General features: G+C 43.2%; 24 protein-coding genes. 13 read left to right on the top strand and 11 right to left on the bottom strand.

Annotation, left to right across the window (positions count from 1 at the left end):
* The first annotated feature begins 29 nt into the window (after positions 1-29).
* On the top strand, positions 30-833 hold the full coding sequence (locus CWC29_RS18655) for a DUF1338 domain-containing protein (protein ID WP_128726598.1): 804 nt from the start codon (positions 30-32) through the stop codon (positions 831-833).
* Positions 834-885: 52 nt separating this feature from the next.
* On the opposite strand, the gene CWC29_RS18650 is transcribed toward CWC29_RS18655, so the two are convergent.
* Positions 886-1,719 carry a trypsin-like serine protease gene (locus CWC29_RS18650; RefSeq protein ID WP_138522911.1) on the bottom strand — a complete coding sequence of 278 codons (834 nt, stop codon included), beginning with the start codon at positions 1,717-1,719 and terminating at the stop codon, positions 886-888.
* 407 nt (positions 1,720-2,126) lie between these two features.
* On the opposite strand from CWC29_RS18650, the gene CWC29_RS18645 reads away from it, so the two are divergent.
* Positions 2,127-3,068 carry a formylglycine-generating enzyme family protein gene (locus CWC29_RS18645; RefSeq protein WP_138522909.1) on the top strand — a complete coding sequence of 314 codons (942 nt, stop codon included), beginning with the start codon at positions 2,127-2,129 and terminating at the stop codon, positions 3,066-3,068.
* 19 nt (positions 3,069-3,087) lie between these two features.
* Here CWC29_RS18645 and CWC29_RS18640 read toward each other — a convergent pair whose 3' ends face one another.
* The gene (locus tag CWC29_RS18640) at positions 3,088-5,991 is read right to left on the bottom strand and encodes a hypothetical protein (protein ID WP_138522907.1); all 2,904 of its coding nucleotides are present in this window, start codon (positions 5,989-5,991) and stop codon (positions 3,088-3,090) included.
* A 370-nt stretch (positions 5,992-6,361) separates the two neighbouring features.
* On the opposite strand from CWC29_RS18640, the gene CWC29_RS18635 reads away from it, so the two are divergent.
* Positions 6,362-7,192, top strand: a complete 831-nt coding sequence (locus CWC29_RS18635; protein WP_138522905.1) for a polyphosphate kinase 2 family protein — start codon at positions 6,362-6,364, stop codon at positions 7,190-7,192.
* 3 nt (positions 7,193-7,195) lie between these two features.
* A complete protein-coding gene (locus CWC29_RS18630) occupies positions 7,196-8,503 on the top strand; it encodes a DUF2252 family protein (RefSeq protein WP_138522903.1) in 1,308 nt (435 codons plus the stop codon).
* Positions 8,504-8,505: 2 nt separating this feature from the next.
* On the opposite strand, the gene CWC29_RS18625 is transcribed toward CWC29_RS18630, so the two are convergent.
* Positions 8,506-9,459, bottom strand: a complete 954-nt coding sequence (locus tag CWC29_RS18625; protein ID WP_328820804.1) for a ribonuclease Z — start codon at positions 9,457-9,459, stop codon at positions 8,506-8,508.
* 103 nt (positions 9,460-9,562) lie between these two features.
* Between CWC29_RS18625 and CWC29_RS18620 the strand changes: the two genes are divergently transcribed.
* The 6 genes from CWC29_RS18620 (at position 9,563) to CWC29_RS18595 (ending at position 14,772) form a co-directional block, all read left to right on the top strand.
* On the top strand, positions 9,563-10,102 hold the full coding sequence (locus CWC29_RS18620) for an isochorismatase family protein (protein WP_235956689.1): 540 nt from the start codon (positions 9,563-9,565) through the stop codon (positions 10,100-10,102).
* 44 nt (positions 10,103-10,146) lie between these two features.
* Positions 10,147-10,410 (top strand): DUF3081 family protein, encoded by a 264-nt coding sequence (locus tag CWC29_RS18615; protein WP_128726604.1) that lies wholly within the window; start codon positions 10,147-10,149, stop codon positions 10,408-10,410.
* Entirely contained in the window at positions 10,403-10,732 is a 330-nt protein-coding gene (locus CWC29_RS18610; protein ID WP_128726605.1) for a hypothetical protein, read from the top strand. Before CWC29_RS18615 ends, CWC29_RS18610 begins: the two co-directional genes overlap by 8 nt.
* A complete protein-coding gene (locus CWC29_RS18605; protein ID WP_138522901.1) occupies positions 10,725-12,203 on the top strand; it encodes an FAD-binding domain-containing protein in 1,479 nt (492 codons plus the stop codon). Before CWC29_RS18610 ends, CWC29_RS18605 begins: the two co-directional genes overlap by 8 nt.
* A gap of 124 nt (positions 12,204-12,327) precedes the next feature.
* Positions 12,328-13,932 (top strand): AbgT family transporter, encoded by a 1,605-nt coding sequence (locus CWC29_RS18600; RefSeq protein WP_171040286.1) that lies wholly within the window; start codon positions 12,328-12,330, stop codon positions 13,930-13,932.
* A 222-nt stretch (positions 13,933-14,154) separates the two neighbouring features.
* Positions 14,155-14,772, top strand: coding sequence for a glutathione S-transferase family protein (locus tag CWC29_RS18595; RefSeq protein ID WP_138522897.1), 618 nt, complete (start codon positions 14,155-14,157; stop codon positions 14,770-14,772).
* Here the strand turns inward: CWC29_RS18595 and CWC29_RS18590 are convergent.
* The 3 genes from CWC29_RS18590 to CWC29_RS18580 form a co-directional block, all read right to left on the bottom strand.
* The gene (locus CWC29_RS18590; protein WP_138522895.1) at positions 14,769-15,218 is read right to left on the bottom strand and encodes a DMT family transporter; all 450 of its coding nucleotides are present in this window, start codon (positions 15,216-15,218) and stop codon (positions 14,769-14,771) included. The two genes, CWC29_RS18595 and CWC29_RS18590, sit on opposite strands and share 4 nt — an antisense overlap.
* Entirely contained in the window at positions 15,215-15,856 is a 642-nt protein-coding gene (locus CWC29_RS18585; RefSeq protein WP_138522893.1) for a nitroreductase family protein, read from the bottom strand. The genes CWC29_RS18590 and CWC29_RS18585 overlap by 4 nt, the downstream gene beginning before the upstream one ends.
* Before the next feature lie 61 nt (positions 15,857-15,917).
* Positions 15,918-16,517 carry a Crp/Fnr family transcriptional regulator gene (locus CWC29_RS18580; RefSeq protein ID WP_138522891.1) on the bottom strand — a complete coding sequence of 200 codons (600 nt, stop codon included), beginning with the start codon at positions 16,515-16,517 and terminating at the stop codon, positions 15,918-15,920.
* Between the two features lie 53 nt (positions 16,518-16,570).
* Here CWC29_RS18580 and zapE point away from each other — a divergent pair, with 53 nt between their 5' ends.
* Both zapE and CWC29_RS18570 read left to right on the top strand, forming a co-directional pair.
* The gene (gene zapE / locus CWC29_RS18575) at positions 16,571-17,653 is read left to right on the top strand and encodes a cell division protein ZapE (protein ID WP_138522889.1); all 1,083 of its coding nucleotides are present in this window, start codon (positions 16,571-16,573) and stop codon (positions 17,651-17,653) included.
* Between the two features lie 212 nt (positions 17,654-17,865).
* Positions 17,866-18,297, top strand: a complete 432-nt coding sequence (locus CWC29_RS18570) for a nuclear transport factor 2 family protein (protein WP_138522887.1) — start codon at positions 17,866-17,868, stop codon at positions 18,295-18,297.
* Between the two features lie 68 nt (positions 18,298-18,365).
* On the opposite strand, the gene CWC29_RS18565 is transcribed toward CWC29_RS18570, so the two are convergent.
* From CWC29_RS18565 to CWC29_RS18545, 5 genes are all read right to left on the bottom strand, one after another.
* Positions 18,366-19,562 carry an alpha/beta hydrolase-fold protein gene (locus CWC29_RS18565; protein ID WP_128726614.1) on the bottom strand — a complete coding sequence of 399 codons (1,197 nt, stop codon included), beginning with the start codon at positions 19,560-19,562 and terminating at the stop codon, positions 18,366-18,368.
* 266 nt (positions 19,563-19,828) lie between these two features.
* Positions 19,829-21,616: a TPR end-of-group domain-containing protein gene (locus tag CWC29_RS18560; protein ID WP_235956688.1), complete on the bottom strand. Its 1,788-nt coding sequence runs from the start codon at positions 21,614-21,616 to the stop codon at positions 19,829-19,831.
* A gap of 130 nt (positions 21,617-21,746) precedes the next feature.
* Entirely contained in the window at positions 21,747-22,643 is an 897-nt protein-coding gene (locus CWC29_RS18555) for a helix-turn-helix domain-containing protein (RefSeq protein WP_128726615.1), read from the bottom strand.
* Between the two features lie 245 nt (positions 22,644-22,888).
* The gene (locus CWC29_RS18550) at positions 22,889-24,172 is read right to left on the bottom strand and encodes a DEAD/DEAH box helicase (protein WP_128726616.1); all 1,284 of its coding nucleotides are present in this window, start codon (positions 24,170-24,172) and stop codon (positions 22,889-22,891) included.
* A gap of 55 nt (positions 24,173-24,227) precedes the next feature.
* Positions 24,228-25,142, bottom strand: a complete 915-nt coding sequence (locus tag CWC29_RS18545) for a 4-hydroxy-tetrahydrodipicolinate synthase (protein ID WP_128726617.1) — start codon at positions 25,140-25,142, stop codon at positions 24,228-24,230.
* 173 nt (positions 25,143-25,315) lie between these two features.
* Here CWC29_RS18545 and CWC29_RS18540 point away from each other — a divergent pair, with 173 nt between their 5' ends.
* Complete coding sequence (locus CWC29_RS18540; protein ID WP_128726696.1) at positions 25,316-25,969, top strand: DUF6058 family natural product biosynthesis protein; 654 nt, start codon at positions 25,316-25,318, stop codon at positions 25,967-25,969.
* Positions 25,970-26,007: the final 38 nt, after the last annotated feature.

Genomic DNA, 26,007 nt, shown 5'->3' with positions numbered 1-26,007 from the left:
TCACCAAGACAAAAAATTAGGAAACCATTATGCACAACAACGTAGATACATTATTTGAACACCTGTGGGACAACTACCTAGAAGTAACGCCTTCTGCAGTTAAAGTTCATGAACTACTCGGCTCAACGCAAAAAGACGACGTGATCAATGACCACATTGCACTGCGTACCTTTAATATTGAAAAAGTAGGCCTGGAAAAGCTCGCTGCACATTTTAAAGCTGTAGGTTACACAGAGTGTGGCGAATACCACTTTGAAGCGAAAAAGCTATATGCCAAGCACTATGAACATCAAGATCCAACTAAACCAAAGGTGTTTATCTCTGAGCTGCTAGTTGAAAAATGTTCAGAAGAATTACAAGCTATCGTTAAAGACATGGTTGAGCAAATCGACGAGTCTGCAGTAACAGCTGAAAACTTCCTGTACTCAGGTACTCACTGGAATGTGTCTCACGAGACATACAAAAAGCTACTGGCTGAAAGCGAATACGCTGCATGGATGTCAGCGTGGGGCTACCGCGCTAACCACTTTACGGTAAGCATCAATTACCTGAAGAACTTCACTACAATTGAAGCCGTAAACCAAGCACTTAAAGACAATGGTTTTGAGCTAAACACCTCTGGTGGCGAGATCAAAGGCTCTCCAGAAGTATTGCTTGAGCAATCATCAACACTCGCTGATCACCAAACTGTGAAGTTCAGCGACGGCGAATTTAGTATTCCAAGCTGCTTCTATGAATTTGCACTGCGCTACCCAAAACCAGACGGCGAAATCTACACCGGTTTTGTTGCAGCCTCTGCTGACAAGATCTTTGAAAGTACTAACGCAAGATAGTCTCAAAAAATCAGTGCTTGCTTAAGCACTCTGCCCAAATTGCAAAGCAGCCTTACTGGCTGCTTTTTATCTTAATTTCTTCACAAACTTGTGGCAATATCTCGTCAGTTAGGCCAGCAGGCAGCTGGGTTAGCGTAGTAGTGGCCAACGTAGCTACATTTTTGCCTGCAATAATACTGTCTATCCAATCAACGAAATAAGAAACGCGACTGTATATTTCAGTCACGCCGTAACGGCCAATTCTTCCGCCCTCGACTCGAGAGCTGACTCCAAGCACAACACCTTGACCACCTTTGTATTGATAGGCTGGACCACCGCTATCTCCTCCACCCGACACACCTTCCAAAGGCAGTGCCTTGTCACCGCGGTCAAAGCTAAATTTTAAAAGCGGGCCTTTGGCTACTATCACGGTATTTTGAGCCCGTCGCATTTGGCCTTGGTTAGCTAAGTTGTCAATCGTTTGCCCAGTTATACCGGTACCTGTCCCTCCCATACCAATAAACCATAATACTTTATCAAGCTCATCTATTTTTCGGTTAATCTTGAAAGGTTTAACATCGCTTACAGCTTGCTTGAGTTTGATAAGTGCAATATCGTGGCTTTGCCCAGGCATATAACCTGTGTGAACAAAAACTTGCTCAATCAAAGTAGGGGTATTATTGATTAGTATTGTCGAATTTGGCTGAAGGCAAAATGTTGCATGGGCGGCTGTTAAGACCCACTTTGAGTCAATTAATGTACCATGACCACCATCAATATAAAAAGTTGCTAACTGAGGCAACACATTGCTCGATACCTTGTAATTGGCATCATCGACATCATGGCGAATAACAATGCTATATGAGTTAAATGAAATACCTAATATTATCAAAAGCCAAAATCGCATTTTCTGCTTCCTTGAACTAGTTTTACTGTCATTCAAACGCTAACATCCCAACTATTATTTCATCATCATGACGTTGAGTAAAAAATATAGTTAATTTTATAAGTATACAGATTCACACTAAGCTAAACGCTATTTAATATCGCTGATTGAACAGTAGATAGCAAATTCAATATCCAAACACAGAACTATATAAGATGCTTATTGCACTAATACTGGCTAGTGATTTTTCTGCCTATCAATTTCAGCTCAATTACAGAGCTAACTAATTGTTATCATATTTATCACTGTAAAAGTCAGCGTTTATTCAAACTACTTACTTTATGGTGTGACAATTTTGATTTCGCTGGTGTGCTTGGTATGCTTGAGCTGCACTAAGGATAAATAAGTTACATACGGAAAGTCACCATATGGAAAATAAACAGATACATTCACTCTCCCACTTTGCCAACGTTAACCGCCGCAATATTCTTGCCAATAAATACACAACCATTCCCAGCCTCGCATTACTGTGTGTGGTAATGACTGGGTGTGACGACCTTGGCCAACAAATAGACGCGTTTACCGGCGAGCAAGACAAACAAGTGCAAGCACTGATTGAGCGCACTAAAGCCCAAATGGTGTTTGTTGAAGGCGGCAGCTTTATGATGGGTGATGGCGGTGGTCCAAATAACTTGCCTTGGACCATAGCCCGCGACAATAAACCCGCTCATGAGGTGACTCTTACCAGCTATTCGATGGGCGCTTATGAGGTAAGCTATGGCGATTTTGATTTATATACCGCAGTAAATGACCTGCCAAAAACCGTGTGGGAAGAATGGGATAGAGATGAGATTTGGCGCGCCCCTGAATTCCCTGCTGGAGTAAGTTGGTATGGCGCAAAAAACTATTGTTTATGGCTCGCTGAGTTAACCCAGCTGCCCTTTGATTTACCCACAGAGGCGCAATGGGAATTTGCAGCACGAAACCGTGGCGAAAATATTTTGTTTGCCACCAATACCGGTATGCTTGAACTCGGTGTAAATTACTCTCTCGCCGAAGAGCCAGAACCGCATATTAGTGGCACCTATCCGCCTAACCCATTAGGGTTTTATGACTTAAGTGGCAATATGATCGAATGGGTCAATGACTGGTGGGCAGAAGATTACTATCAACTCTCACCAGAGCAGGATCCTAAAGGGCCAAAAGAAGGCACAAAAAAGGTCATGCGAGGCGGAACTTTTATGGAATCGCCACGTGGCAGTAATGTTTATACACGGCAAGAGTCAAATGAATTAGACACTAGCTACAGGGATATCGGGTTTAGATGCGCACTAAATCAGTCGACTAAATTAAGTGTGCAACCAAACTAGCTTGGTTGCACGTATACAATTAAGCCATTGCGATAAAGGGAGTTGTATTAAGCATAGCTACTGCAACCGAACCGGAGCGTGCTCGGCTTGGTAGTTTGCGTCGCCATGCATCAAACTCACTCTGCTGAGCACCTTCTAAAATACTATTAAGCTGAGACAAGCCCTCCTCTCGGCTACATTTTTCACCGCCCTCTCCCATATGCTGCAATACTTCGTCTAACTCCTCTGTGCAAAGAATATGCTTTAGTACAATAATAATCGCATTCTCGCGCTGCTCATTTAAGCCCTGCCAGCTGTAGGTATCTGAGTCGATAAGGCTAGCGAGGTTAGGGTTCGCTAATAAGTTTAGAAAAGCTCCCTTGGACTCAGGTACCGTAAATTTTAACATTTCGGGCTCTTGTAGAATATTATCCATCATACCTTTCGCGCGTTCATGGGTTAAAACAGTTCCCCGCCACCATGTATCTACTTGACGGGCGCTAGAGCCCACATATTTAATTATCTCATTACCTGTTGCTATATGCATGGCTACTGCTTTATAAAGCACGTTAAATGCCAATGGCTGTATAAACTCAAGGTAATCATAATCATTATTTTTAAGCTGGTGATAAACAAATTGGGCAAGCGTGACGATTTCATCTACACCTATCTCACAGACTAATTCTCCGCCAGCACCTACGCCCCAGATAAGTCCCAATTTCGCGCGAAGTATAAACCTTCCGTCTTCATAACCAATAGAACATCCGGCATGTGCACCAGCGCCAAATGCGCCTTCTGCCTTTCCACCTAATTTAGCTAGATCACAAAAACTAGATTTACCAGATTTTTCTGGGTTATCCCACTGCAAAGCACCAGTTAACTCACAGCCTGCGGATACCCCAGCAAATGCGCTGAGCTCGCCTTTTACAGGTTCAAACTTGCGATCGGCGCGGCTAAGTGCTTTTACTTGTTCAGGGGTTAATCCCTCAAGCATCATTTTACCTTGCTTTACTGTACAGCCTACATTCGCCGCCGCTTGTAATTTCGCGCCAGCATAGCCAAAAAAGGCAATGGTCGCATTTAATCGGAGCGCGCCTAAGTTTATCTCACGCTCTTTGGTCGAATTTTTAAGTGGCATCATAAACTTAAATTCATACCCTTTTTTATTAGGGTAGTAACCACTCATTGCAGCTTTTGCTTCACCAACAGCAAAATCAACTTTGGCATCAGCTTGAAATGAAAAGACACCATCCTTTGGGCTAAAGTTTGCCGCAATGCCTGCACCATGGGTGTAGCGCATTAATCGCGCCTCTGCACTGGCGTCAAAATAGTCGCTTTTTTCAAACCCTTTTATATTTAGATCTTTATTAAGCTCTCTAGCCCATTCGCCCCATATGGTTGTATACGTGTCGACGAGCTTCTTATCATACTTAAAATTGACCTTTAGCTTGCTCAAATCATTTTTAAGCGCTTTGTTCAGTTTCTTACGGTCTAAGTTGCCATTCGCATCGCTAAAACGACGACCGTTTCGAATGTCCGTATCAATTTTGTAGCGTCTAAAGTGGTTGGCCATTTTATCACTACGCACATAGGTATACTTTCGGCCTTTAAAGCCAATGACTTCGGTAATTTTATTAACGGTAGGGCCTGAAACAAGTGGTTTTAAAGTCTCGTTTAACGCCTTTTTTGCGTCAATTACTTTATCATCTTGTTGCGAGAGGTCTTGTTGTCCAGCCAGCGCTTGCTTAAGCTGCTCCATGGGAGGGTTAAGTACTTCCATTTCTTGCTCTAAAATATCCGCAAGTGACTGCGTGACCGCTATAAAGCTGTTATCTTCTGGAATATATAAAAAGTCAATAATTTCCAGTTGATCTTCAGATTCTTCAACTGAAAAACTCACGGAGTGCGTTGCACCTTCGGCTTCAGCAGTTAATGTATATTCCCCCGCCACAAGCGGTAGTGCCAACTCCCAATCGTAGCCTCTGTCTGGTAGATATTTGCCATTCACTTGCTCCAATATGGCTGATTTCGAGCCCGATGTAGGCCCTTTCCAGATTAGGTTAACGCTGTTGCTGTTATAGAATTGCCCTTTAACTAGTACGTCAAAGCCGGTATTCACCCTGACTTTATCACCCGCTTTGGGAGGATTTTTTATAGTAAACTGAGGATGGTTGAAGCCATATATACGGCTTTCATTTGGTGTGCCAGTATACTGCTCGACAACACTCGCGGCAGTTTCTCCCGGTCCTAATACATGATTTGCAAAACGTCTTTTAGTGGCTTGGTTTTGTTCTAGTTTTACGATCTGCTTTGGATTAGGTTGACCAATAATGACAGATGGCGCAATGGTATCTATGGGCTGTGCTGTACTTTCTAGCTTAGTGGGTGTTTTTTGAATCCCAGCGTTACTCTTACCCATTGACGGGCGCGTTGTACCTGCTCCTTGGCTACTATTGAAGCCCACACCATCATTTTTTGAGTAATCGCTTGTAGCAGCATATTTAGCTGCAGCACCTAAATGTGCACCGTTTTGGTTTAACTCTCCCGCCCCACCCGAGAAGCCTCTACTGCCACCAGAACCGAACTGACCTTCCACTTTAGCCTCAAGCGCTGACTTTTTAATAAACGCAAAGATCTCCTTTATATTGCCTTGAGAAACCGTTTTGAGACGTTGTACTTGGTTATTTGAAATAACAAGTAGTTGTCTATCGTCATGATGATGAAGTCCACCATGCCAGTAACGAGCTTCTTTTGGGTCAATACGAATATAGTCAGTGTGATGGGGGTTAAGTGCTTTAAGAATGATGTTGGGCACTTTAGCCATCGGCAATCTGGTTGGTTGTACCGAATTTTTTACGTCTGAATCTGACTGAAAAAGTGAATCATCGAATGTACCTTGCTGTGCGTCTTGCACAAGTGCAGGCCACTTGTCAAAAGGCTTCATGCCAATCCTTCCTTGTTTATTCCGGTTGTTCCTCATCAATGCAATTTGCTACTCATCAATGAGCGCGAGATTTATTCGGAGTAAATTTTATACTGATGGAATCAGTTATTCAATCAAGGAAAAATTTTGCTATTTAACTGTTCTAAATGATGAGAAGTTTTTAACGCCGTTAGCGCCTGATTAGCTCCCTCAAATTAAGGAAGTGTAAGACAAAATGGTATGACATATCATTGTCAAAAAGTCCCTGTAGAGTTTACTCTAGGTTACTCTAACACGCTCAAAAGTTAGTTGGTGCGATAATATTTTCGCTTTGAAAAGCACTTTGATAGCAACAGGGCCAACTTAACCAAAGGCGATTAAAGGAGTTAGCATGACCAGTTATGTATCAGAAATAAAAACACTAAATCGCGGACTAAGTGTTAAGCCTCCCATGACACACCCCGCTATTGATTCAAAAAAACACTACAAAAGCGAGTTAAAGTACTGGCAAACTCAACTATTACACGTGCAACAAGCCTATTTTCATCAAGGGAAACGCGCTATTTTAGTATTTGAAGGGTGGGATGCGGCTGGTAAAGGAGGTGCTATTCGCCGCATGACTGAAAAACTCGATCCGCGCGGCGTTAAGGTCTACCCAATCGCAAAACCTACGCCTGAGGAACAAGGCCGGCATTACCTTTATCGGTTTCAAACAAAGCTACCTCCTCGGGGTACTATGACTATTTTTGACCGTTCATATTACGGCCGAGTGTTGGTAGAACGGGTTGAAGCGTTTGCTAGTGAGCAAGAGTGGCGTCGTGCCTATCAAGAAATCAACGAGTTTGAGCGTCTGCTAACAGATGATAACGTCCGCATTGTTAAGCTATTTTTACACATTAGCGAAGATGAACAACTCAAGCGCTTTACAGAGCGTTTAAATAATCCGTATAAGCGCTGGAAACTAACGGAAGAAGATATTCGCAACCGCCAAAAGCGACAAGATTATGAGCAAGCAATTGATGATATGTTTGCTAAAACCGATACAAATTTAGCGGATTGGCATTTGATCCTCGCGGAGCATAAATGGTATGCCCGCGTACAAGTGATGAAAACCATTGTCGAAGCGTTAAGCAAGGGGGTTGATATTAGTCCCCCACCTATCGATAAAGCCGTTGTAAAACTGGCAAAATCTCAATTGGGTATTGTTCAAAGGGAGGACTAATCCATGAATCGTCACGACTATCTTGCATCGTACTTTAATGAGCGTGAAGGTATCCACGCAAACAGTGAGTGCAGTAAATTCGACAAAATGAGACTCAGTCCATTTCGGTTCTTTCGTGGCAGTGCCGCGCTTATGTATAAGGATTTACTGGAGCAGCAACTGCAGTTGCCTGAAGCGGCCACCAGCCTGCCACTCACCTACATAATGGGAGATTGTCATACGGGCAATTTTGGCTTTCATAGTGAAGAAGGCAGCCATGGCGATACCTTAATCTTTGAACCTAATGACTTCGATGATGCCTGCGTCGGACACGCAGTGTGGGACCTGTTTCGCTTTTTAGTGAGTTTACCGCTTACCCAACTAGAAGGTGGACGTATTCAAGAACAAGCACAAGATATTAAAGACCGAAGTAAACCTTTAGTCAGTAAAGAGCTGGTTGCCCAAGCACAATTGGACTTTTTACACAGCTATCTAAAAGCCTGTCAGTTGTCGCTGGAACATAAGGTCGATAGCAACACAGGCCTAATCGAGTTTAATAACAACCATATATTGCATAAACGATGGCAAAAAGGGTTACAAAGAATGGCGGGGGGTGCCGCGTTTACGATAAAAAGCACACTTGCTAAGGAAATCGACCTTAGCATTAAGCCGCTACGTTTTCGCGAAGACAAACTGAAGTTTAAGCAACTTGATCCCGATTTAAAAGAAAACCTTATTCATCACTTTGCGCCCTACGTTGATGACGAAATTTTAGATTGTGTTGAGCGTATCGACCAAGGCACAGGCTCATTGCATCTGAGCAGATATTACTTGTTGGTTGGCCCAAACGTGCAAAAACCCACTAAAGATATTCTGCCGCTATGCCACATTGTTGAGGTAAAACAACAGCAGCTCGCTTCGCCTCTTGCTTATTTTTCAAATTTAAGCCCTGTGAATCGCTTAGATCCCGCACACTTAACCGTCAATAGTCAAAGAAAAATGCAGCGCCGCACCGATCTCATTTTAGATAATGCACTGTGGCAAGGCAGTCACTGGCTGGTACGCTCGCGCCATCATGCTCGTGTTGGTATAGACCCAGAAGACATCACCATTGGTAAGCGTGCAGCAACTAAATCCGGCTTTAGCCAATATGCAGAAGCTTGCGGTGAAGCACTTGCCCTTTCACATATGCGAGCAGATAGACGATCGTTACAATTTCAGGAGGATGCCGTCGCCATTTTACCTAGTCTCATTGATGACCTAGTCAAATCGGCCAGTCATTACAGCGAGCAAGTCGTAGCCGACTGGCGTTGGTTCTGCGAGCAATCCTAGAGCTAAGCGATTGCGCACTCAACTTGCTTTTGCTTTGGAATGTCTACAATTAGGCCATCCTCTGCAATGATGAGTGCATTGCTAAAGTGCAACTTGGCCTCTTCAATAAGAGGCTGCATCATGCCCTCGCCATGATAGCGCACGCTAAAGTGAGTGAGCGCGAGCATGGGTACTTGATGTAGTTGTGCAAATTGAGCGATGCGCATGGCATCGCTATGTCCTGTATGAAATCCCACTTTATGAAGATCAGCAGCGGTAAAGGTAGCTTCATGAACAAGCAAATCGACCCCTTTTATCATCTGCGATAGCAAGCCGGGCTTTTCGTTATCACCACAAATTATTACAACTCGAGGTTGCCAACTATAAAAACTGTAGTCATCCGAGGTTAAAAGTCGGCCTTGGTATTCCACGTCTTGGCCCTTTTGCAACAAGTTGTAGTGGCTGCCAGACGCAATACCATCTTGCTGAAGTTTGTCTATTTTTAACTTGCGAGGAATGCACTTTTCCGTGAGCTTATAACCAACACTGGGCACTCTGTGTTGTAGCGCTATGATGTCGATGTCGCAACATTCAAGCTGTAACTTATCGTTTATTTCTTCAAGTGCGATGGTTATTAAGTCAAAACTTAGCCTCACCTCTGTCAGTGTAAAACAACTTTGCACAAAATGAATAACGGCCCTCGGTGCAATTAATTTTAGCGGCGCTTTGCGAGAGTTTAACGCCATGGATGAAATAAGTCCGGGTAATCCATAGCAATGATCCCCATGAAGATGGGTAATACAAATCGCTTCGAGATGATATAGGGTTAACTCACTGTGCAGCAGCGCATGCTGGGTCGCTTCGGCGCAGTCTATTAGTACCCAGGCTTTGGTATTTTCAAAGCTTACTGCCGCTGCCGACATATTACGTTGCTTAGATGGGCTACCTGAAGAAGTGCCAAGAAAATGTACTTTCACGCCAAAACCGTTTACTTTTTAAGTGGGTATACCATTGTACCGAATAAATAACGTAATAGCGAAGCGCGCGTGCTCGCCTTGCAACGTAATCTCTAAGGAGAAGATGATGAATTTGATACCTTCGGACAGCATGATCTTAGTGATCGATATTCAAGAAAAATTTCGTCCTCATATTGAGGTATTTGGCGATATCGAGCGCCAAGTAACCACCCTGCTACAAGCTGCAGAACATTTGGCTGTTCCTGCATTGATTTTTGAGCAATATCCCAAAGGGCTTGGCCATACAGCACCGAGCTTACTCGAATTTAATCTCCCGGTTATCGAAAAAACCGCGTTTAGTGCCTACCACATTGAATCCTGCAAACAAGCTATTCAAGAATATAAACGCGACACCATCGTCGTAGTTGGCCTCGAAAGTCATATCTGTGTACAACAAACCGTCAATGACCTGCTTGCGGACAATTTCAACGTTGTGATAGTTGCCGATGGTATTTGCTCACGCAATCCAAAACACACTGATTGGGCGCTAATGCAGATGCAGGCAGATGGCGCACGCTTTTTGGCTTTAGAGTCTATTTTATTTCAGTGGCTAAAATCAGCCAAAAATGAACAATTTAAGGCAATTTCAGCGTTAGTTAAGTGATCGGCTAGCACAGTGAAAGCGTATTCCAAGTATCGAGGTGAACGATGAAAAATGAATTAGATAGCAAGTTTTTGTTAACGGTGTTCGAGCATATTCAAAAGCACGGTGAAGTAACCGAGGAAGGCAAACGCTATGAGGGCATAGTGGCCTATTCAGATCCAGATGGTTACACCATATACCTGCAAGGCAGTGGCGTGTTGCTACGCTCTGGGTTTCATAATACTTACCACTTGGACTATGAACACGATAAGCACAAAGACGATTTTATTAAGAAGCTAGATTACATTTTTAAAGAGGCTAATGAGTAGCTTATATCCAAATACCAACCGAGGACGTCGCGTTAGACGTCCCCGCCCCGAAAGCAAACAAACCCGAGCATACCTAAACAAGGTAGTCGAAGCGCTTAGGGAAAATCCAAATAAACTCAAAATAATCAAACAGAACTGCGATGAGTTTCGAAAGCAACGCTTTTTAAAACGTGGCTTTTTGCTCGCCATTGAACGCTTTGATTGGGTGTTTGCAGTGGATGATGATGTAGAGCGGATTTGCCAGCAGATCCTCGCCGACGACTACATAGGCAAACGCCTACGCCGTTACCCTTTATTGTTTAAGGGTGTGTTAGATGATTAATCTTGTTTGGCTCAAACGTGACTTAAGAGTGTTCGATCATAGACCACTTTACGAAGCGTGTAATAATGGCAGACCAACCCTAATATTGTATGTTATTGAGCCCGAATACTGGCAACTCCTCGATACCAGCGAAAGACAGTTTCAATTTGTGAAAGAGTCGCTGCTAAACCTTGCTGAGCAGCTGCAGCTTTTAGGTGGCACGCTGACGGTTCGTCAAGGTGATATCATTGAAATACTAGAAAAGATCCATCAACACATCGCGATAGCAACCCTTTATTGCCATCAAGAAACGGGGAATACTTGGACATTTGAGCGCGATTTGCGTGTTATTGCCTGGTGCAAAGAAAGACACATATCGCATGAAGAATATCGCCAACAAGCCGTATTTAGGGGGAAAATCAATCGTGATAAGTGGCAACAGCAAGCCGAAGACTGGCTGCAAAGCGACTGTCTACCAACTCCTTCAAAAATCAACCCACTGCTGCAACATCATAGTGGTATTACACTTTTAAATGACTATCCTGGGAATGACAACAACTCCGCCCCAAAGCCACAATTAGGTGGACTCAAAGCCGCGCAGCAAACCCTGAATAGCTTTTTTAATTATAGGATAGACAACTACCTATTTGGTATCTCAAGCCCGGTAAAAGCCGTAACCAGTAGCTCCAGACTCAGCCCGTATCTGGCCTATGGCGTGATAAGCCTCAGGGATGTTTTGCAACAAACTCTTGCACTAAATGTTGACTCAAAACGCAATAAGAGCGGTTTTTTATCCCGACTCTACTGGCATAGCCATTTTGTGCAAAAGCTAGAATCAGAGCCGCTTTATGCAGAACGTGCTGTGCATGCGTCCTTAATTGATATGCGTGCGAGTGAATTTAGTCACCAACGTTATGAACTTTGGGCTCACGGTAACACGGGAGTCCCCTTTATAGATGCCTGTATGCGCATGCTGATCACCACAGGCTGGATAAACTTTCGCATGCGCGCCATGTTGATGGCATTTTCAAGCTATCACCTATGGCTTGATTGGCAAAGGCCTGCCGCAAGACTTGCCGCTCTTTTTGTCGATTATGAGCCTGGGATCCACTATCCTCAGGTGCAAATGCAGTCAGGCACTACTGGGATAAATCCGTTTCGTATCTATAACCCCATAACTCAGGGACAAAAATATGATCCTGAAGGCCAATTCATTCGCCGCTACATTCCTGAGCTTGATCATGTTCCTACGCATTACTTGCATACACCTTGGCTTTATACTGGTTTAAAAGAAGACCAATACCAGCGCCCTGCCATATTACCCGATGACGCAGCAAAAATTGCCCGTGAAAAAATCTCTACGTTTTATAAACAGCACCTAGATAAAGACGAAACAGGCAGAGTGCGTCACACTCACGCTTCAAGACGTCGTTCAAGTCGTGGGCGCAAAAAGCAAGCGAGTTCTAATAAAAATCAGCTTAAGCTATTCTAACTGTTCTGTTTTTGCACAACGCCCCACCTTTCAACCCAGAAAGAGGACAAATAGCCGCTTAAGCATGACCTCATGTAAAAAAAATGCTAAGGTTGCGCCATTTTTTGGAACTGAGAATTTAGCTATGTCAAATGCTGTAAAGACGCAAGCTGATAGTCAAGACCAACAGGGACAAAAAGGGGGATTATTTAATCGCTTCTTGGCAACTGTTGAGTTCTTAGGGAATATGCTTCCCCACCCTATTACTTTGTTTGCAATGTTTTGTATCGCCATCGTGGTATTCAGTGGTATTGCCGATTGGATGGGGTTATCTGCCATCGATCCTCGCCCAGAAGGCTCCGCAGGTCGCGACCCCGATGGTGTTATTGAAGTAGTAAGCTTAATGAGTGCAGAGGGTTTGCAACGCATTGTGACAGGTCTTGTAACTAACTTTACTGGTTTTGCACCACTTGGCACTGTACTTGTTGCATTACTTGGGGTGAGTGTTGCAGAGCACTCAGGCATGTTATCAGCAGCAATGCGCGGTATGGTAATGGGTGCATCAAAACGCTTGGTTACGTTCATGGTTGTGTTTGCTGCTATCTTGTCTAACACCGCATCAGAACTTGGCTATGTTGTGTTGATTCCACTTGCCGCAATGATTTTCCATAGCCTTGGTAGACATCCACTTGCCGGTTTAGCCGCCGCATTTGCTGGCGTATCTGGTGGCTACAGCGCAAACCTATTGCTTGGCACAATCGATCCACTACTAGCGGGTATTACGACTCCTGCGGCGCAGATGATTGACCCTAATTATCAGGTGGGTCCTGAAGCGAACTGGTACTTCATGATGATTTCAGTATTCCTAATTGCTATCGTGGGAACCTTAGTCACCGAGAAAATCGTAGAGCCGCGCTTAGGAAAATATGATCCGAAAGAAGCAAGTGTTGATTTAAGCGAAAACAATATTGAGAAGCTTTCAGTAAAAGAAAAATCAGGTCTCAAATGGGCGGGTGTATCACTCCTGTTGGTCAGCATTCTGCTTGCGTTAACCATAGTACCGGAAGATGGTATTTTACGTCATCCGGTAACAGGCGAAGTGGCAGGTTCACCATTTTTAAAAGGGATTGTGGTATTTATCTTTGTTACTTTTGCTATCCCAGGTTTTGTGTACGGCCGCGTAGTTGGCACCATGAAAAACGACCGTGATATCATTGACGCTATGAGCAAAAGCATGAGCTCTATGGGCATGTATATCGTATTGGTATTTTTTGCTGCTCAGTTTGTTGCATTTTTTAAATGGACAAATCTAGGTACTATCCTAGCAATTAATGGCGCTGCATTGTTACAGGCACTCAACCTGACTGGTCCTGAAGTATTTGTACTATTTATTCTTATGTGTGCTCTAGTAAACCTAAGCCTTGGTTCATCATCCGCTCAATGGGCAGTCACTGCACCGATATTTGTTCCAATGCTGATGCTTATCGGCTATGCGCCAGAAACTATTCAAGCAGCGTACCGAATTGGAGATTCAGTCACTAACCTCATCACTCCCATGATGAGTTACTTTGGCTTGATATTGGCGGTTGCGACAAAATACAAAAAAGACATGGGTATAGGTACCCTAGTGGCAACTATGTTGCCGTACAGCATGTTCTTCTTTATCGGCTGGGTAGCGCTATTCTACGTGTGGGTATTTGGCTTTGGCCTGCCTGTGGGGCCAAACTCTCCTATCTACTATACACCGTAGGTAACAGTTTAAAATTATCTAAATGCCAGCATTTGCTGGCATTTTTATTTGTGAAAACCCCAACCCTCACCTAAAGTTGAATAGGAGACAACGAAGAAGGAGCCGATTTTGGATACCAATAACATTGATATTATTGCATTGGTATTGAGCTAACTTCACGTGATCACTGTTATTTTATGCCCTTTTCCTGAGTGATACACGTGACCTAACATTAGGTGAATTATGTATACACTCTTTTACTATCCACAAAGTGCGAGCCTTGCACCTCATATTTTATTAGAACTCATAGGCGAGCCGTATCAACTTGAACTAGTTGATATCAAAAAAAATGCCAACCGTAGTGCGCAATATTTAAAACTCAGTCCTGCTGGGCAGGTGCCAGCGCTCGTTGATGACGATTTTACCTTATTTGAAAGCGCTGCCATTTCTCAGTACCTTGCAGAGAAACACATCGACAAGCAGCTTATTCCAACTGAGCTAAAACTGAAATCACAGTGCCTGCAATGGATGCATTTTATGAGCGCTTCTATTCACAGCGACTTATTGATGTACACCTACCCAGAACGACATACCCAAAGTGCCTTGATGTATGACGATCTTATTCGCTCACAGCAAGGTCGATTAGAACAAGGTTTTGGCATCGTAGATGCTCTACTCCAAGACAATCATTACCTGTTTGCAAATCAATTTACACTATGCGACAGCTATTTATTTATGCTTTGTGAACGTGCGAAGACATTTTTAGAAAGAACTCCTTCACTTAAAAATTTACGTCGTTATTATCGCCAAATTTCGGCAACACCAGCTATCAAAAAAGCCTTAGAAATGGCTGAGTTTTAGCCTGAACGATTAACGTTAATAAGCACAATACCGGTCAGCACAGCAATCACGCCCAAGACCTTTTGTAGGTTAATAGGCGTATAAGGTACACCGAAAAGTCCAAGCTGACCGATCACCATAGCAACCACCATTTGACCACATAAGTAATAAGCCATCAGGTTGCCAATACCCATTTTGGGGATCAAAAAATAGCATAGCCCTACCCCCGTGGCACTTAGCACCCCACCAAAACACCACAAATACCAAGGTACGGCTTTCAGCTCTGACGGGGCTGGCAGCACATTATCAGATACCCGAAAGGCAATAAAGGCATAGAATGCGCTGACGGTAAATGCTACGCCAGCAGCTAATATCGGACTTTTTAACAAGCCGCCAAGTTGTGCATTCATACTCGCTTGCACCGCAATAGCGCCACCTGCGAAAATAGCAAGTAACCCAAAGATCATAACATCATCTCTTCGGTCAGTTGTTCTTGGGTCTTTCTAACCTTTGGTGCAATCGCACTTTTATCTGAAGCACAGCGGATCCCAAGCGGCACAACCAAAACCGTACTTAGCTGCTTTTCAGCAAGGCCCAGTTTTACATCAATCGCTTTTTTCTCAATTCCTGTTATTGGACAAGCATCTATTTCCATACTTGCCGCAGCAACGAGTAAAGTACCTAACGCTAGATGGACTTGCTCTGAGCACCAACGATACTGAGCCTCTGGACCCATCCCTCCAAGCACTTCTTTCATCCCAGCAGCCATCTGAGAATAGACATTATCGCTTAAGTCTCTATTACTCTTAAAGTCGGCCATATACCTGTCTATTTGTCGCTCCAGCGGCGACATGTCTGCTGCAAACAGTAAAAGGTGGCTATTATCTACCACTTTCTGTTGTCCGTAAGAATATGGAAACAAGGCTTGTTTGGTTTTTTGATCTGTAATTTGTAATATTTTGTATGATTGCAAACCATAAGAGGACGCACTCAAACCAGTAAGCTCAATTAATTTGTCTACCTTACTTTGCTCTACTGACAACGGTGAAAATTTGCGGACGGCGTAACGCCAATTTAATAATGATTCTAATTGTGATGTATTCATAAGTTGCTCTCCATTATGTGTTGAGGCAACTTTAACAAGGTGAAGAGCTTGGCTCATTTACCTATGTAAACGAGCCAGAGTTTTTTAACGATTTTCTTATCCGACTTAACTGCGTAGGAGTGATCCCAAGGTGTGACGCTAAATGGTATTGTGGTACACGCTCAGCAAGTTCTGGCTGCTCTTTTAAAAATGAAAGATAACGCTCCGTGGCATCTAACTGCACCATATAAAGTTCTCGCTTATCCTTTTCTAACAACCAGTTCTTCTCAAGATACAATATTTGAAACCGCATTAATTCCGGATTATCCATAAGCAGTGCTCTAAACTGTTTAAAATTAATTAGCACAACCTCAGTCGGTTCTAAGGCTTGGATCCCCTGATTAGCTGGTTCAGCACGGTGTAAAGCATGCATCACACCAGGAAACTCCCCAGCTACAAAAAAGCGTTTGTTGTATTCCTGCCCAGCAGCATTGGTGTTTACTAATCTAACTAACCCTTGATGTAAAAATGCAAAAGTTGTTAGGTATTCACCCTCTTGGTATAGCCACTCATCTTTCTCGAGTAGTTTGATGCTGGTGATCGCAGCAATAGCGGACCAGGTTTCTTGAGAAAGTGGATAATAGGCGTCTACTGCTTGTTTTAATCTTGTTAGTGCATCCATGAGTTCTAGCTTTATGATATTATTCGGATTAACTATTCCTATTTGCAGTGTCTATGTCAATCTCTAGCCATTACCAAGCACAAATTGAATGTGGAAATCTTACTCCTGATGCAGCGCAGCAATCTGCAATTTCAGCGTTAGATACCCTTTCTCATTCACTCGCTAGTGGTCATTCGACTAAAGGCATCTATTTTTATGGCCCTGTCGGGCGTGGCAAGACAATGCTGATGGATTGGTTTTATGAATTCACTAACGTCACAGATAAAACCCGCCTTCACTTTCATCACTTTATGCAGCAGGTGCATAAAGAACTCAATCAAATACAAGGCGTGAAAGACCCTTTAAAGCGGATCGCCAAAAATTGGGCAGAGCACACTTCGTTATTGTGCTTTGATGAATTTTTTGTCACCGATATCGGCGATGCCATCATCATGGCGAGATTGTTTGAAGCCCTTTTTGAAGCTGGCGTGACCTTAGTTGCAACCTCTAATTGTCACCCAACCGAGTTATATAAAGATGGATTACACCGAGACCGCTTTGAGCCGACGATAGCACTGCTTATAAGTCACTGCGATGTGATATCAGTATGTGGTGAGATAGATCACCGATTTAGCAAAGGCACAAAGGCAAACCACTACTTCGTCAGTGATAAACAAGCGTTTGGGGACGCCTTTATTAATGCCGGTGGCATATTCAAACCGGGCGTCCTGGAGATTAATCATCGTCTAATTAACGTGCTTGGCGCAAATGAAAGCATCGCGTGTTTTGATTTTATGGAGATCTGTTCAAGCCCTCGCGCTACCAATGACTATATCGAACTTGCACAGCAATTTAGCTGTATTTTTATCTCTGAGTTACCGCTACTTGGTGTTACTCCTGAAAACAAAGATGTAGCGCAAGGAACTGAGGAAGGCTATATCCGCCCAAGTGATACAACACAAGCTAGAATTGGTGATGATGAAGCCAGACGCCTGATTGCACTTATCGATGAATGTTACGAAGCCAAAGTACAGGTTGTCTTTTTGGCAGATGCGCCGATTGAGCAAATTTACCAAGGAGAGCAACTGGCATTTGCATTCGCTCGCTGTATTAGTCGAGTGACAGAAATGCAAAGTTGGTCTCTTCGCGCCTGCTGAGCTTACAATCTTTGTGATTATATAAATTACAACCGAGTGCAAACCTGGTGCAATTAATAATAAAAAGGGATATTTTCATTAAGAAAACCACACTCATTGCTCTTTTTATCTCATTCCCTTCACTAACAACAGAAGCACTATGCGACAACACGTGCATTTCCCGGTCGAAACGTTGCATTCAATACAGAGTAAATAATTTAAGGAAAATCATAATGAAAGTTCGATATGCACTGCTGCCACTCACGCTGGTTTCAAGTCTTTGCTCCGCAGAAGCACTGAGCTACAAGGTTAATGCTTACTTCGAGGCGCAAAAAGCCGTTGAACACCAATATTCAAAAGAGTCTGATGTTACCCACCTACTTACGCTTTTAACGCCAGACGCCTCATTCGAGCACCCTCGCTTTAATGCCGTATTATCAAAAGAAGAGTATAAGAAAGGCTTACTCAGCTATCTAGGCCAATACGGAAAATGCGATATCGAAGTCACAAACATCATTGAAGGCCTTAATGCGGTGACCGTTGAGTATTTGCATCCTTGCGTTGATCAGCAAGGCAACACGGATGAAAAAGAAAATAAGCAAAAGCTTATGACACTGTTTGAGTTTAGCGGCGGAAAAATAAAGCGCATTCGCCACTATTTTTAAGTGGTAATAAATACCCAACAAATAGACCACATCGACTACCTAAGTGGTCTATTTACGCATTTTGATTGTCACTCACCAAGTAGTTTAGTTAACCGCTCTTTGCGAGCAACAAAGACATCGTAGCCACCATCACCCTTCGATGACAATGCCAGCGCTTTGTTTACTTGCTCTAAAGATGCTTGGTATTGTTTGTCGGTTTCATAGCCATATGCTAAGCCGTTGTAGGCATCTGCATTATTTGGATAGCGTGAAACGCCAAACTTAAACAACTTAATTGCTTCTTTTACGTTACCCACGCTTACGTGGTAATAGCCAAGTTCTCTGATCACGGCTTCCTGAGGCTCAAAAACCTCGCCATATTGAGCGGATAGTTGTTGATAATACTTAGTAATAGAGCTTAATTCACCAGTATACGCACGCGCAGGCATTTGGGTTGGCAAAAACAGCTTTTGATACGCGCTAAACATACCAGCTGCAGACACAAGTCCATGAGGAACATTGTCGTAGGCCTCACTGAAAAAGCGCAAATCTTGTGGTTGATTCTCTGCTAAAAAGCGCGCCATATCGTCGTACCTTTCGCGCATCACGCCGCCTTCCTCACCAATTGTGATATATAGAAAGTTATCTAACTGCTTCGTTTTGGAAATAAACGCTTTAGTACTCTTTGCTGTCGCGCCAAAGTTCCACCATACCGCTGGACTATAAGCTATATGTGCTTGAAATAGCTCAGGCTTTGCCTGCAAAGCATAAAGCGCAAAAGTACCCGCTGCAGATGCACCTGCAATAACTTTAAAATCATGAGTGCGATAGGTCTGGTTCACATAAGGAATAAGCTCAGTCTCGATAAACTCTAAAAACTTGGGTGCTCCTCCACCAATATCCATAGGTCCTGCAGGCTCTTTATTCTTAGTTGGATAGAGATCTCTTAACCTGTCTGTATTTTCGATTGCAACAATAATAACTTCAGGTGCCGCAGAAACGTTTGCTCCGTGCAAACGCTCAAGTACTGCGGTCATCAACGGAAGGTTGCCTTTACCATCAAGGCGATAAATCACAGGGTATTCTTTATTGGGGTTGGTGTGATAGCTTTTGGGTAGTTGAATTGTAAAAGTTCTCTTTTCATCAAGCACTTTTGACATCAAGGTTTTTGTTTGTTGCTCATATCCTTGCTTTGTCTTTTCTTCGGACTCGGCCATCGCTGCTCCCGAAAAGAAAGCCGCAAAAATCACAGCAAACAAGCACCGAACTGCGTTACCTATTTTCATTATTATTATTCCATTTATTTGATTTCACTAACAAAGCTAGCATAACGGTTCAGGAATTGATAGCACCCCTCGTCCCTCTTTTTGCAGGCTTACGTTTGAGATAGTCTGCGCATGCACTTAAACGGAGAAATACAGCAAAGCGGCAATCACAAAGAAAACAACCCACTCAAAAAACACCGGCAACAATAACGCTGCCGGAATTATCATTTATGCCACTTCCTTTTATGGTTTGACCTAAAAAAGCGCTCAACTAACGCAATGGTTGGTTACTTACTCAAACCATCGACGTTTTTATCCAATACACTATAAATGGCTTTCATGGCGGGATCTACACCATTGAAGTAGCTCGTAGAGTCTGGCAATACCGGCATATGTGGTGCAATCCAAATACGGTGGTCTTCTGCGCGAGAAGTTTGATGAAACTGCGACGAAACGAGCCCAAACACCCCACTGAACGGTAAACGGAACCTTCCAGCTTCACCAATATGATTTGGCCGAGAGCCACTTGGTTCTCCAACCAAGATTGCATTGGTAAAACTATCGATATTGGTTAAGAGGTTTTGCGCTGCTGAAAAGGTATTACGTCCCATCACTACAAATAACTTGCCTGCTGGCTTTGCCGCTTCAAAATAAATAAGTGCCTTTAGTAATGGTGGTAAGATGGAGCCATTGCCACCACTATTGTGTCGTAAATCCAGCACCAAGTGGCTTACTTCAGCGTGTTTTATTTTCTCTATCAACTCCGCACTAAATTGCGCTAGCGACTGCGTTTTCATCTGTGCAACGGCATTAAACTGTACGTACAAAATCCCATTGCTCTTATCCACTTCGTACCAATAAGGTTTAGTGACGTTTTGCAGATATTGTGGGCTTTTTTGATGATTTTCTGGCAAAGTCGGAAAGCCGCGAAATTCAAATGTTCGACCTCTAAGGCGAATGGTCTTTTGCATATTCTGTGCATTTTCTACCGTGATAGACGCCTCATTTGACGCATCGCTTAACTCTAGTCCTGCGAGTACTTCGGGCATGGCGAGGTAATAAGGCGCAAGCCAAAGCTGCTGCATTTCATTATCTCGTGGATTAATTTCGGCAACTTTCGCCATTGCTTCTGCGGTTGGTGTTTGTCCAAAGGCTGTGACTTTATGGCCGATTAAATCACTAAACTCAGCTTCAGCATCAACAATGTAAAGGCCATCGATAAAGGCATAAAACTGCACTGGCAAACGAGTGAAATTCCCTTTTTCTCCGAAGGTCGGTACGATAAAGTTATGCCCGTTACCAAGCCTGCCTATCATTTGCATCATACCGAAGACAATTTGCTGATCAGTTAACTTGGGTATATCTGAGCGCAAATTATTTGCCAATGTAATTAAATCCGGGTTGTTACTTGCCTGTTCGTTAACATGCAATCGCTTAATTTCTGAGAGTAAGAAATCTAAATCCGCATTCCACTGTTGCTCTCGGGTGAGCGAAGTGTCTTTATAATTACCTGTAAGGTGCTGAAATTGCTGGTTACCTTTGATGGGGTCGAAAACACTTTTATTTGCTAAGCTACTGCGTTCGTCATACCGCGCTGACAAAGACTTACTCAGCCACTCATTAGCTTCATCCACTTTACTTAGCGCGGCATACGCGCCTGCAATCTTTATCATAATGTCATTTGAGGGGCGTGAACCAGTAGGTACATTGGTTAGGTTTACGCCCAGTGACAACGCCTTTTTCAGCGCAATGATAGCTTGCTCATATTGCGCTAATTGTATTTGCGTTAATCCCAATAGATACCAAGTGTCTCCGTCATCTTGATACGACCTAGTGAGCTTTTGTAGTTGTGGTAACGCCTGTTGCCAATTTTTGCTGCGTACCAACGCTAGTGCATTTATCCGTGTATTTAGATAATCCACTGGGGATTGAACATTTAGTTGCTGAGCAACATGCGCTTGTTCGCTCGTTGATGTCAGCGCCCGAATAGGTTCAGCCTTTGCAGGCTGCGCGATAAACAAACTACTAAAAGCCAGGCAAGTGGCCACATGAGTGAGAAAACTTGAATACATCATCTTTATCCTTGTTATCGATTTAACCCAAGATTACCTATAACGACTTAATATGGCGTGCAATATCAGGATTTTGTACTTCTACAACTCTTAACAAACACTCAAAAAAAGGCTAAGCAATTGTTTAATATACTTATATTAATTTTGAAAATTGACTCGGAGTGTAACCCGTTTGCCTTTTAAAAACACTGTTAAACGAGGATTTTGAGTTAAACCCAGCATTCATTGCTAGCGCTAACAAGTTGGGCGTTATTTGCTTTTCGCACTGCAGTTGCTGTTTTACCTCATCGACCCGCAGGCTATTGATATACTCATTAAAGTTGTAACCACCACAAGTATTGATGGCCCAAGAGATATCCTTTACCCCAAGTCCAACTACCTCAGCAACATCGTGAATAGTCAATCGTGGCTGGCGATATAAATAGTGCTGCATAATCGTGTTATGAATTGCATTGAATATCTCGGTTGGATCCTCTAACTGTTTATTCGCCTTATTGAGCGTTACTTCTTGAGCTTGCGTTATCGAATCTTCGAGGTGTGGTTGATTGTGTACTTTGACAACTAGGTAAAGATTAATTGCAAGTAACCACACTAAGTCAATAAAATACCAGAGTGCTTTAGTGCTGATACCGTTGTATGTTTGCATATTAAGCCTGACCAAATCCACCAGAGCAAAGATCATAAACAAGACAACCGTTGTTCTGATCCATTGTAAATCGCGCGTACTGACGTCCGCTCTGATCTCCGCGGATGCTCGCTGGTAACTACCAACAAGTTGTACCGTAAAAGCAAAATAAATCAACTGACTAACTGTACCAAACGCAATCACAAGCGGGGTGTATTCAGTAAATGGAAGCGCCAGCAAAACAGGTAAGAAATGGACTAACCTTCGCTCTTGCTTATGTTGATTGGCGTGCAGTAAATTTTTAAACAGAAAATAGACTAAAGGCCCAGTAGCTAGGGTAAATACAGGCGTGATAAGTAAATAACTTCTAACCCCTAACGTTTCTTCAGCGAAGTTGGTTGCCATCAGCACACATTGAAATAACAAATAAATGACGAGCATTCGTGCGCGTGGTTGATTGGCAAAAATTAATATTGCGAGGAGATAAGCCCCAACAGAGACGAGTTGAATTCCATTAACTGGAACAATGTGAAATGACTGAAGCACAAGCCGTATTTTTATAATTATTTTTCGCTATTGTACGCCACATTGGCTAAAAACAACAACGCCAGCGTGCTAGCTGGCGTTGTAAATAAAGCAAAAAAACAATCTTACTTCTTCTTTTGCTGCTTACGTACATTTGCAATACGAGAGCGGTTTTTTAATCTTGCTTCTGCACTGGCTTGATTCGAAGGCTTATTCACCCGCGCCTTACGACGTTGATGCGCTGGTTTCTTCTGGATTGTTTCAACCAGTCTTTCACGGTTTGCCACTTCGTAGCCTGGCAGATAATAGCGTGAAATTTGCTGCTCGATTAACTGCTCAATATGAATAAGATCAGATTCTTCTTCACGGCTTACAAAGGTGATCGCATAACCAAACTGACCAGCACGACCAGTTCTTCCGATGCGGTGAACATAATCTTCGGCAAGATAAGGCACATCGTAGTTAACCACACGTGGCAGACCAACGATATCCAATCCGCGGGCTGCGACTTCGGTTGCAACCATCACGCGTACTTTGCCTTCGGTGAACTCTCTTAAAGCGCGACGACGAGCGCCTTGAGTTTTATCGCCATGACATACATTTGCATCTATGCCATCCAGCTTTAGCTCTTCAACTAGCTTGTCTGCGGTTTCTTTCATATTGACGAACACCAGCACTTGTTGCCAATTTTTGGTCCCGATAAGCTCTGATAGTAACTCGCGCTTACGTTCTTCTTTAACTGGATAAACAACGTGGCGAACCGTGTCGGCCGTACTATTTTCAGGCGTCGCTTGGATTAATTTAGGGTGATCCAAGACTTGTTTCGCGAACTGTTTCATTGCCGACGGGAAAGTTGCAGAAAACAACAATAGCTGCTTTTGTTTATCCACCAGCTCAATGATTTTTTGCATGTCGGTGATAAAGCCCATGTCTAACATGCGGTCGGCTTCATCTAAGACTAAATGTTTAACGTTACTTAACGTGACATTACCTAAGCGGATATGATCTAACAAGCGCCCAGGGGTCGCTACTAAAATATCCACGCCCTGCTTTAAGCGCTCAGCTTGGCCATTGGCGTTAACCCCGCCAAATAGTGCCTGCACTTTTAAGTCTGTGTACTTTGTAAATGTCGCACAGTTGTTGGCGATTTGCTCGGCAAGCTCACGCGTTGGCGCTAAAATCAACGCTCTTGGCGTCGACTGTGCTTCAGCCTCAAGCAATTTTTGGATGATAGGCAAGGCAAAAGCTGCGGTTTTCCCAGTTCCAGTTTGCGCTGTTGCGAGCACATCACTACCTTGACGGACAGCTGGGATAGCCGCCTGTTGAATTGGCGTTAATGTATGAAAATTGATGTCTTGCAGCGCATCTAAAAGAGGCTGTGCGAAACTAAATGAAGAAAACGTTGCCATAATAACCTACGACCGAGTCAAAAACGGTCGCAGATTATAAATGACAAACCGACTTTTAACAAAACTTAAGCAAGGTTTCGTCAATTAATTTTGCTGTCGAGCCGACAAAGTCACTTTCTTTTAACTGAGAAAGGAGTTCAATCCCCTCTTTTTGCTGTGCTTGCGACAGTGGTACATAAGGCAACCTAAATACCGGTTTGACCGCGCCTGTCATAATCAAAGCCGAATTGATAGCAATTGGATTTGGTTCGCAGAAGAGCCAGTTCATTAACGGTTGCAGTGACTGGTTAAGCGCTTGGTTAGGCGTATCCATCAGTTGTCTGAATAAGCCCGGAATGATGTTTGAAGCAACTGAAATAACACCGTGAGATTGGCTGTTATGGCGGCTATCGTGAGCTTGGTCGTCGTTACCTGACCAACACGCAATGCCTTTCGCTTCATAGTGCGCGATACGCTCATCACCCGCACATTCTTTCATGCCGACGAAATGTTTATGACCTGCTAGTGGCTCAATAATATCTGGTGTTAGATCTTGTCCAGTTCTGCCCGGTACGTTGTAGATGAAAGCCGGGCCGATCTCCAATACTTCGTTTAAGTGCGCTTTTACTCCCGCAATTGAAGTTTTACCATAGTACGGATTGATCTGCAGTGCGCAGTGCATCCCTGATGCAAAGCCATATTCCGTTGCTTTTTTTGCTTCGCGGGTATTATTACTGCCAGTATTTCCGACGATTAGCAGCTTATCACCAAACTTATTTGCCGAGTGGGCAATCAGCATTAGGTGTTCTTCCCAATTCATCAATTGCCCTTCGCCAGTTGTCCCAGCAACGACAATACCATCAACGCCCGCTGCAATTTGCGCTTCAACAAGCTTGTCATAGGTATCTAAGTCAATTTCACCAGCCATAGTGTAAGGTGTTTTGATCGCGGTAATTAAACTCGCTTTTTTTATTGATTGAATTTGATGCATGGTCTTTCTATTACTCTTCCAGTTGACAGCCATTTTTACCATAAATATGACTGAGATCCGACCCATTAAACCCAGTAAATCAATTAAAACCAATGAATTTTACACTCAGCGCTTGTTATTTGCGTAAAGATCCAGCAGAATCTCAATTACTGTATATTTATCCAGTTTATTTTATGGGACTGACACATTTTTTAAATACGCACTTTTATACCACGGCTGAGCTGAGCAGCAGCTTAAAGATATCTGAAGAACAACTGTCTGATTGGCAACAAATGAGTCTATTTCCCAATCCCAGTTACAGCATTCAGAACCAAATTAAGTGTAGCTCTTACTTTGGCCTTTACGAGTGTGAAGAATACACCGATTTTTATGCTCGTGGTTTATTAAACTGGGGACAGCTATTGTTGAAGCACAAAGTTGACCAATCAAGTACTGCATTTGAATTGTTTCAACAACGCTACTGTGATGCATTGGCAAAGTGTATTGAAAAAGGCTTTTATACCGAAGATCCAAGTTTTAGTGATGACCTCACAGAGCATGTACAACAAGTTTGGCAACAGTTTTTATGTGGCAAATATGGGGTGATCAGCCAAAATGGTCTAGTAGAGGAAGCGCTTTATATTGATCTAGGCCGAGCGATTATCGACGATATCACAGAAGCAAGAACCGCAAGTAGTATTGCTCCAGAGCAGCGTAGTCAAGTACACAACGCCATGAAGCTACTAAACAAAGCGCTAGCGGCCAATACTCAAGCTGAGCAAACAGAGTCGCTACGCACTCGATACATTGACCAATTGATTAGTAAGTACGACTTATCAATCAAATAATCTGTTGTCTGGCGCACAACAGTTCTGCCAGACAATCT

Origin of the sequence: Pseudoalteromonas galatheae, assembly GCF_005886105.2 — a bacterium.
Classification (GTDB): Bacteria; Pseudomonadota; Gammaproteobacteria; order Enterobacterales; family Alteromonadaceae; genus Pseudoalteromonas; species Pseudoalteromonas galatheae.
The sequence above is the reverse complement of the archived record's forward strand: the minus strand, read 5'-3'. Positions and strand labels throughout refer to the sequence as shown.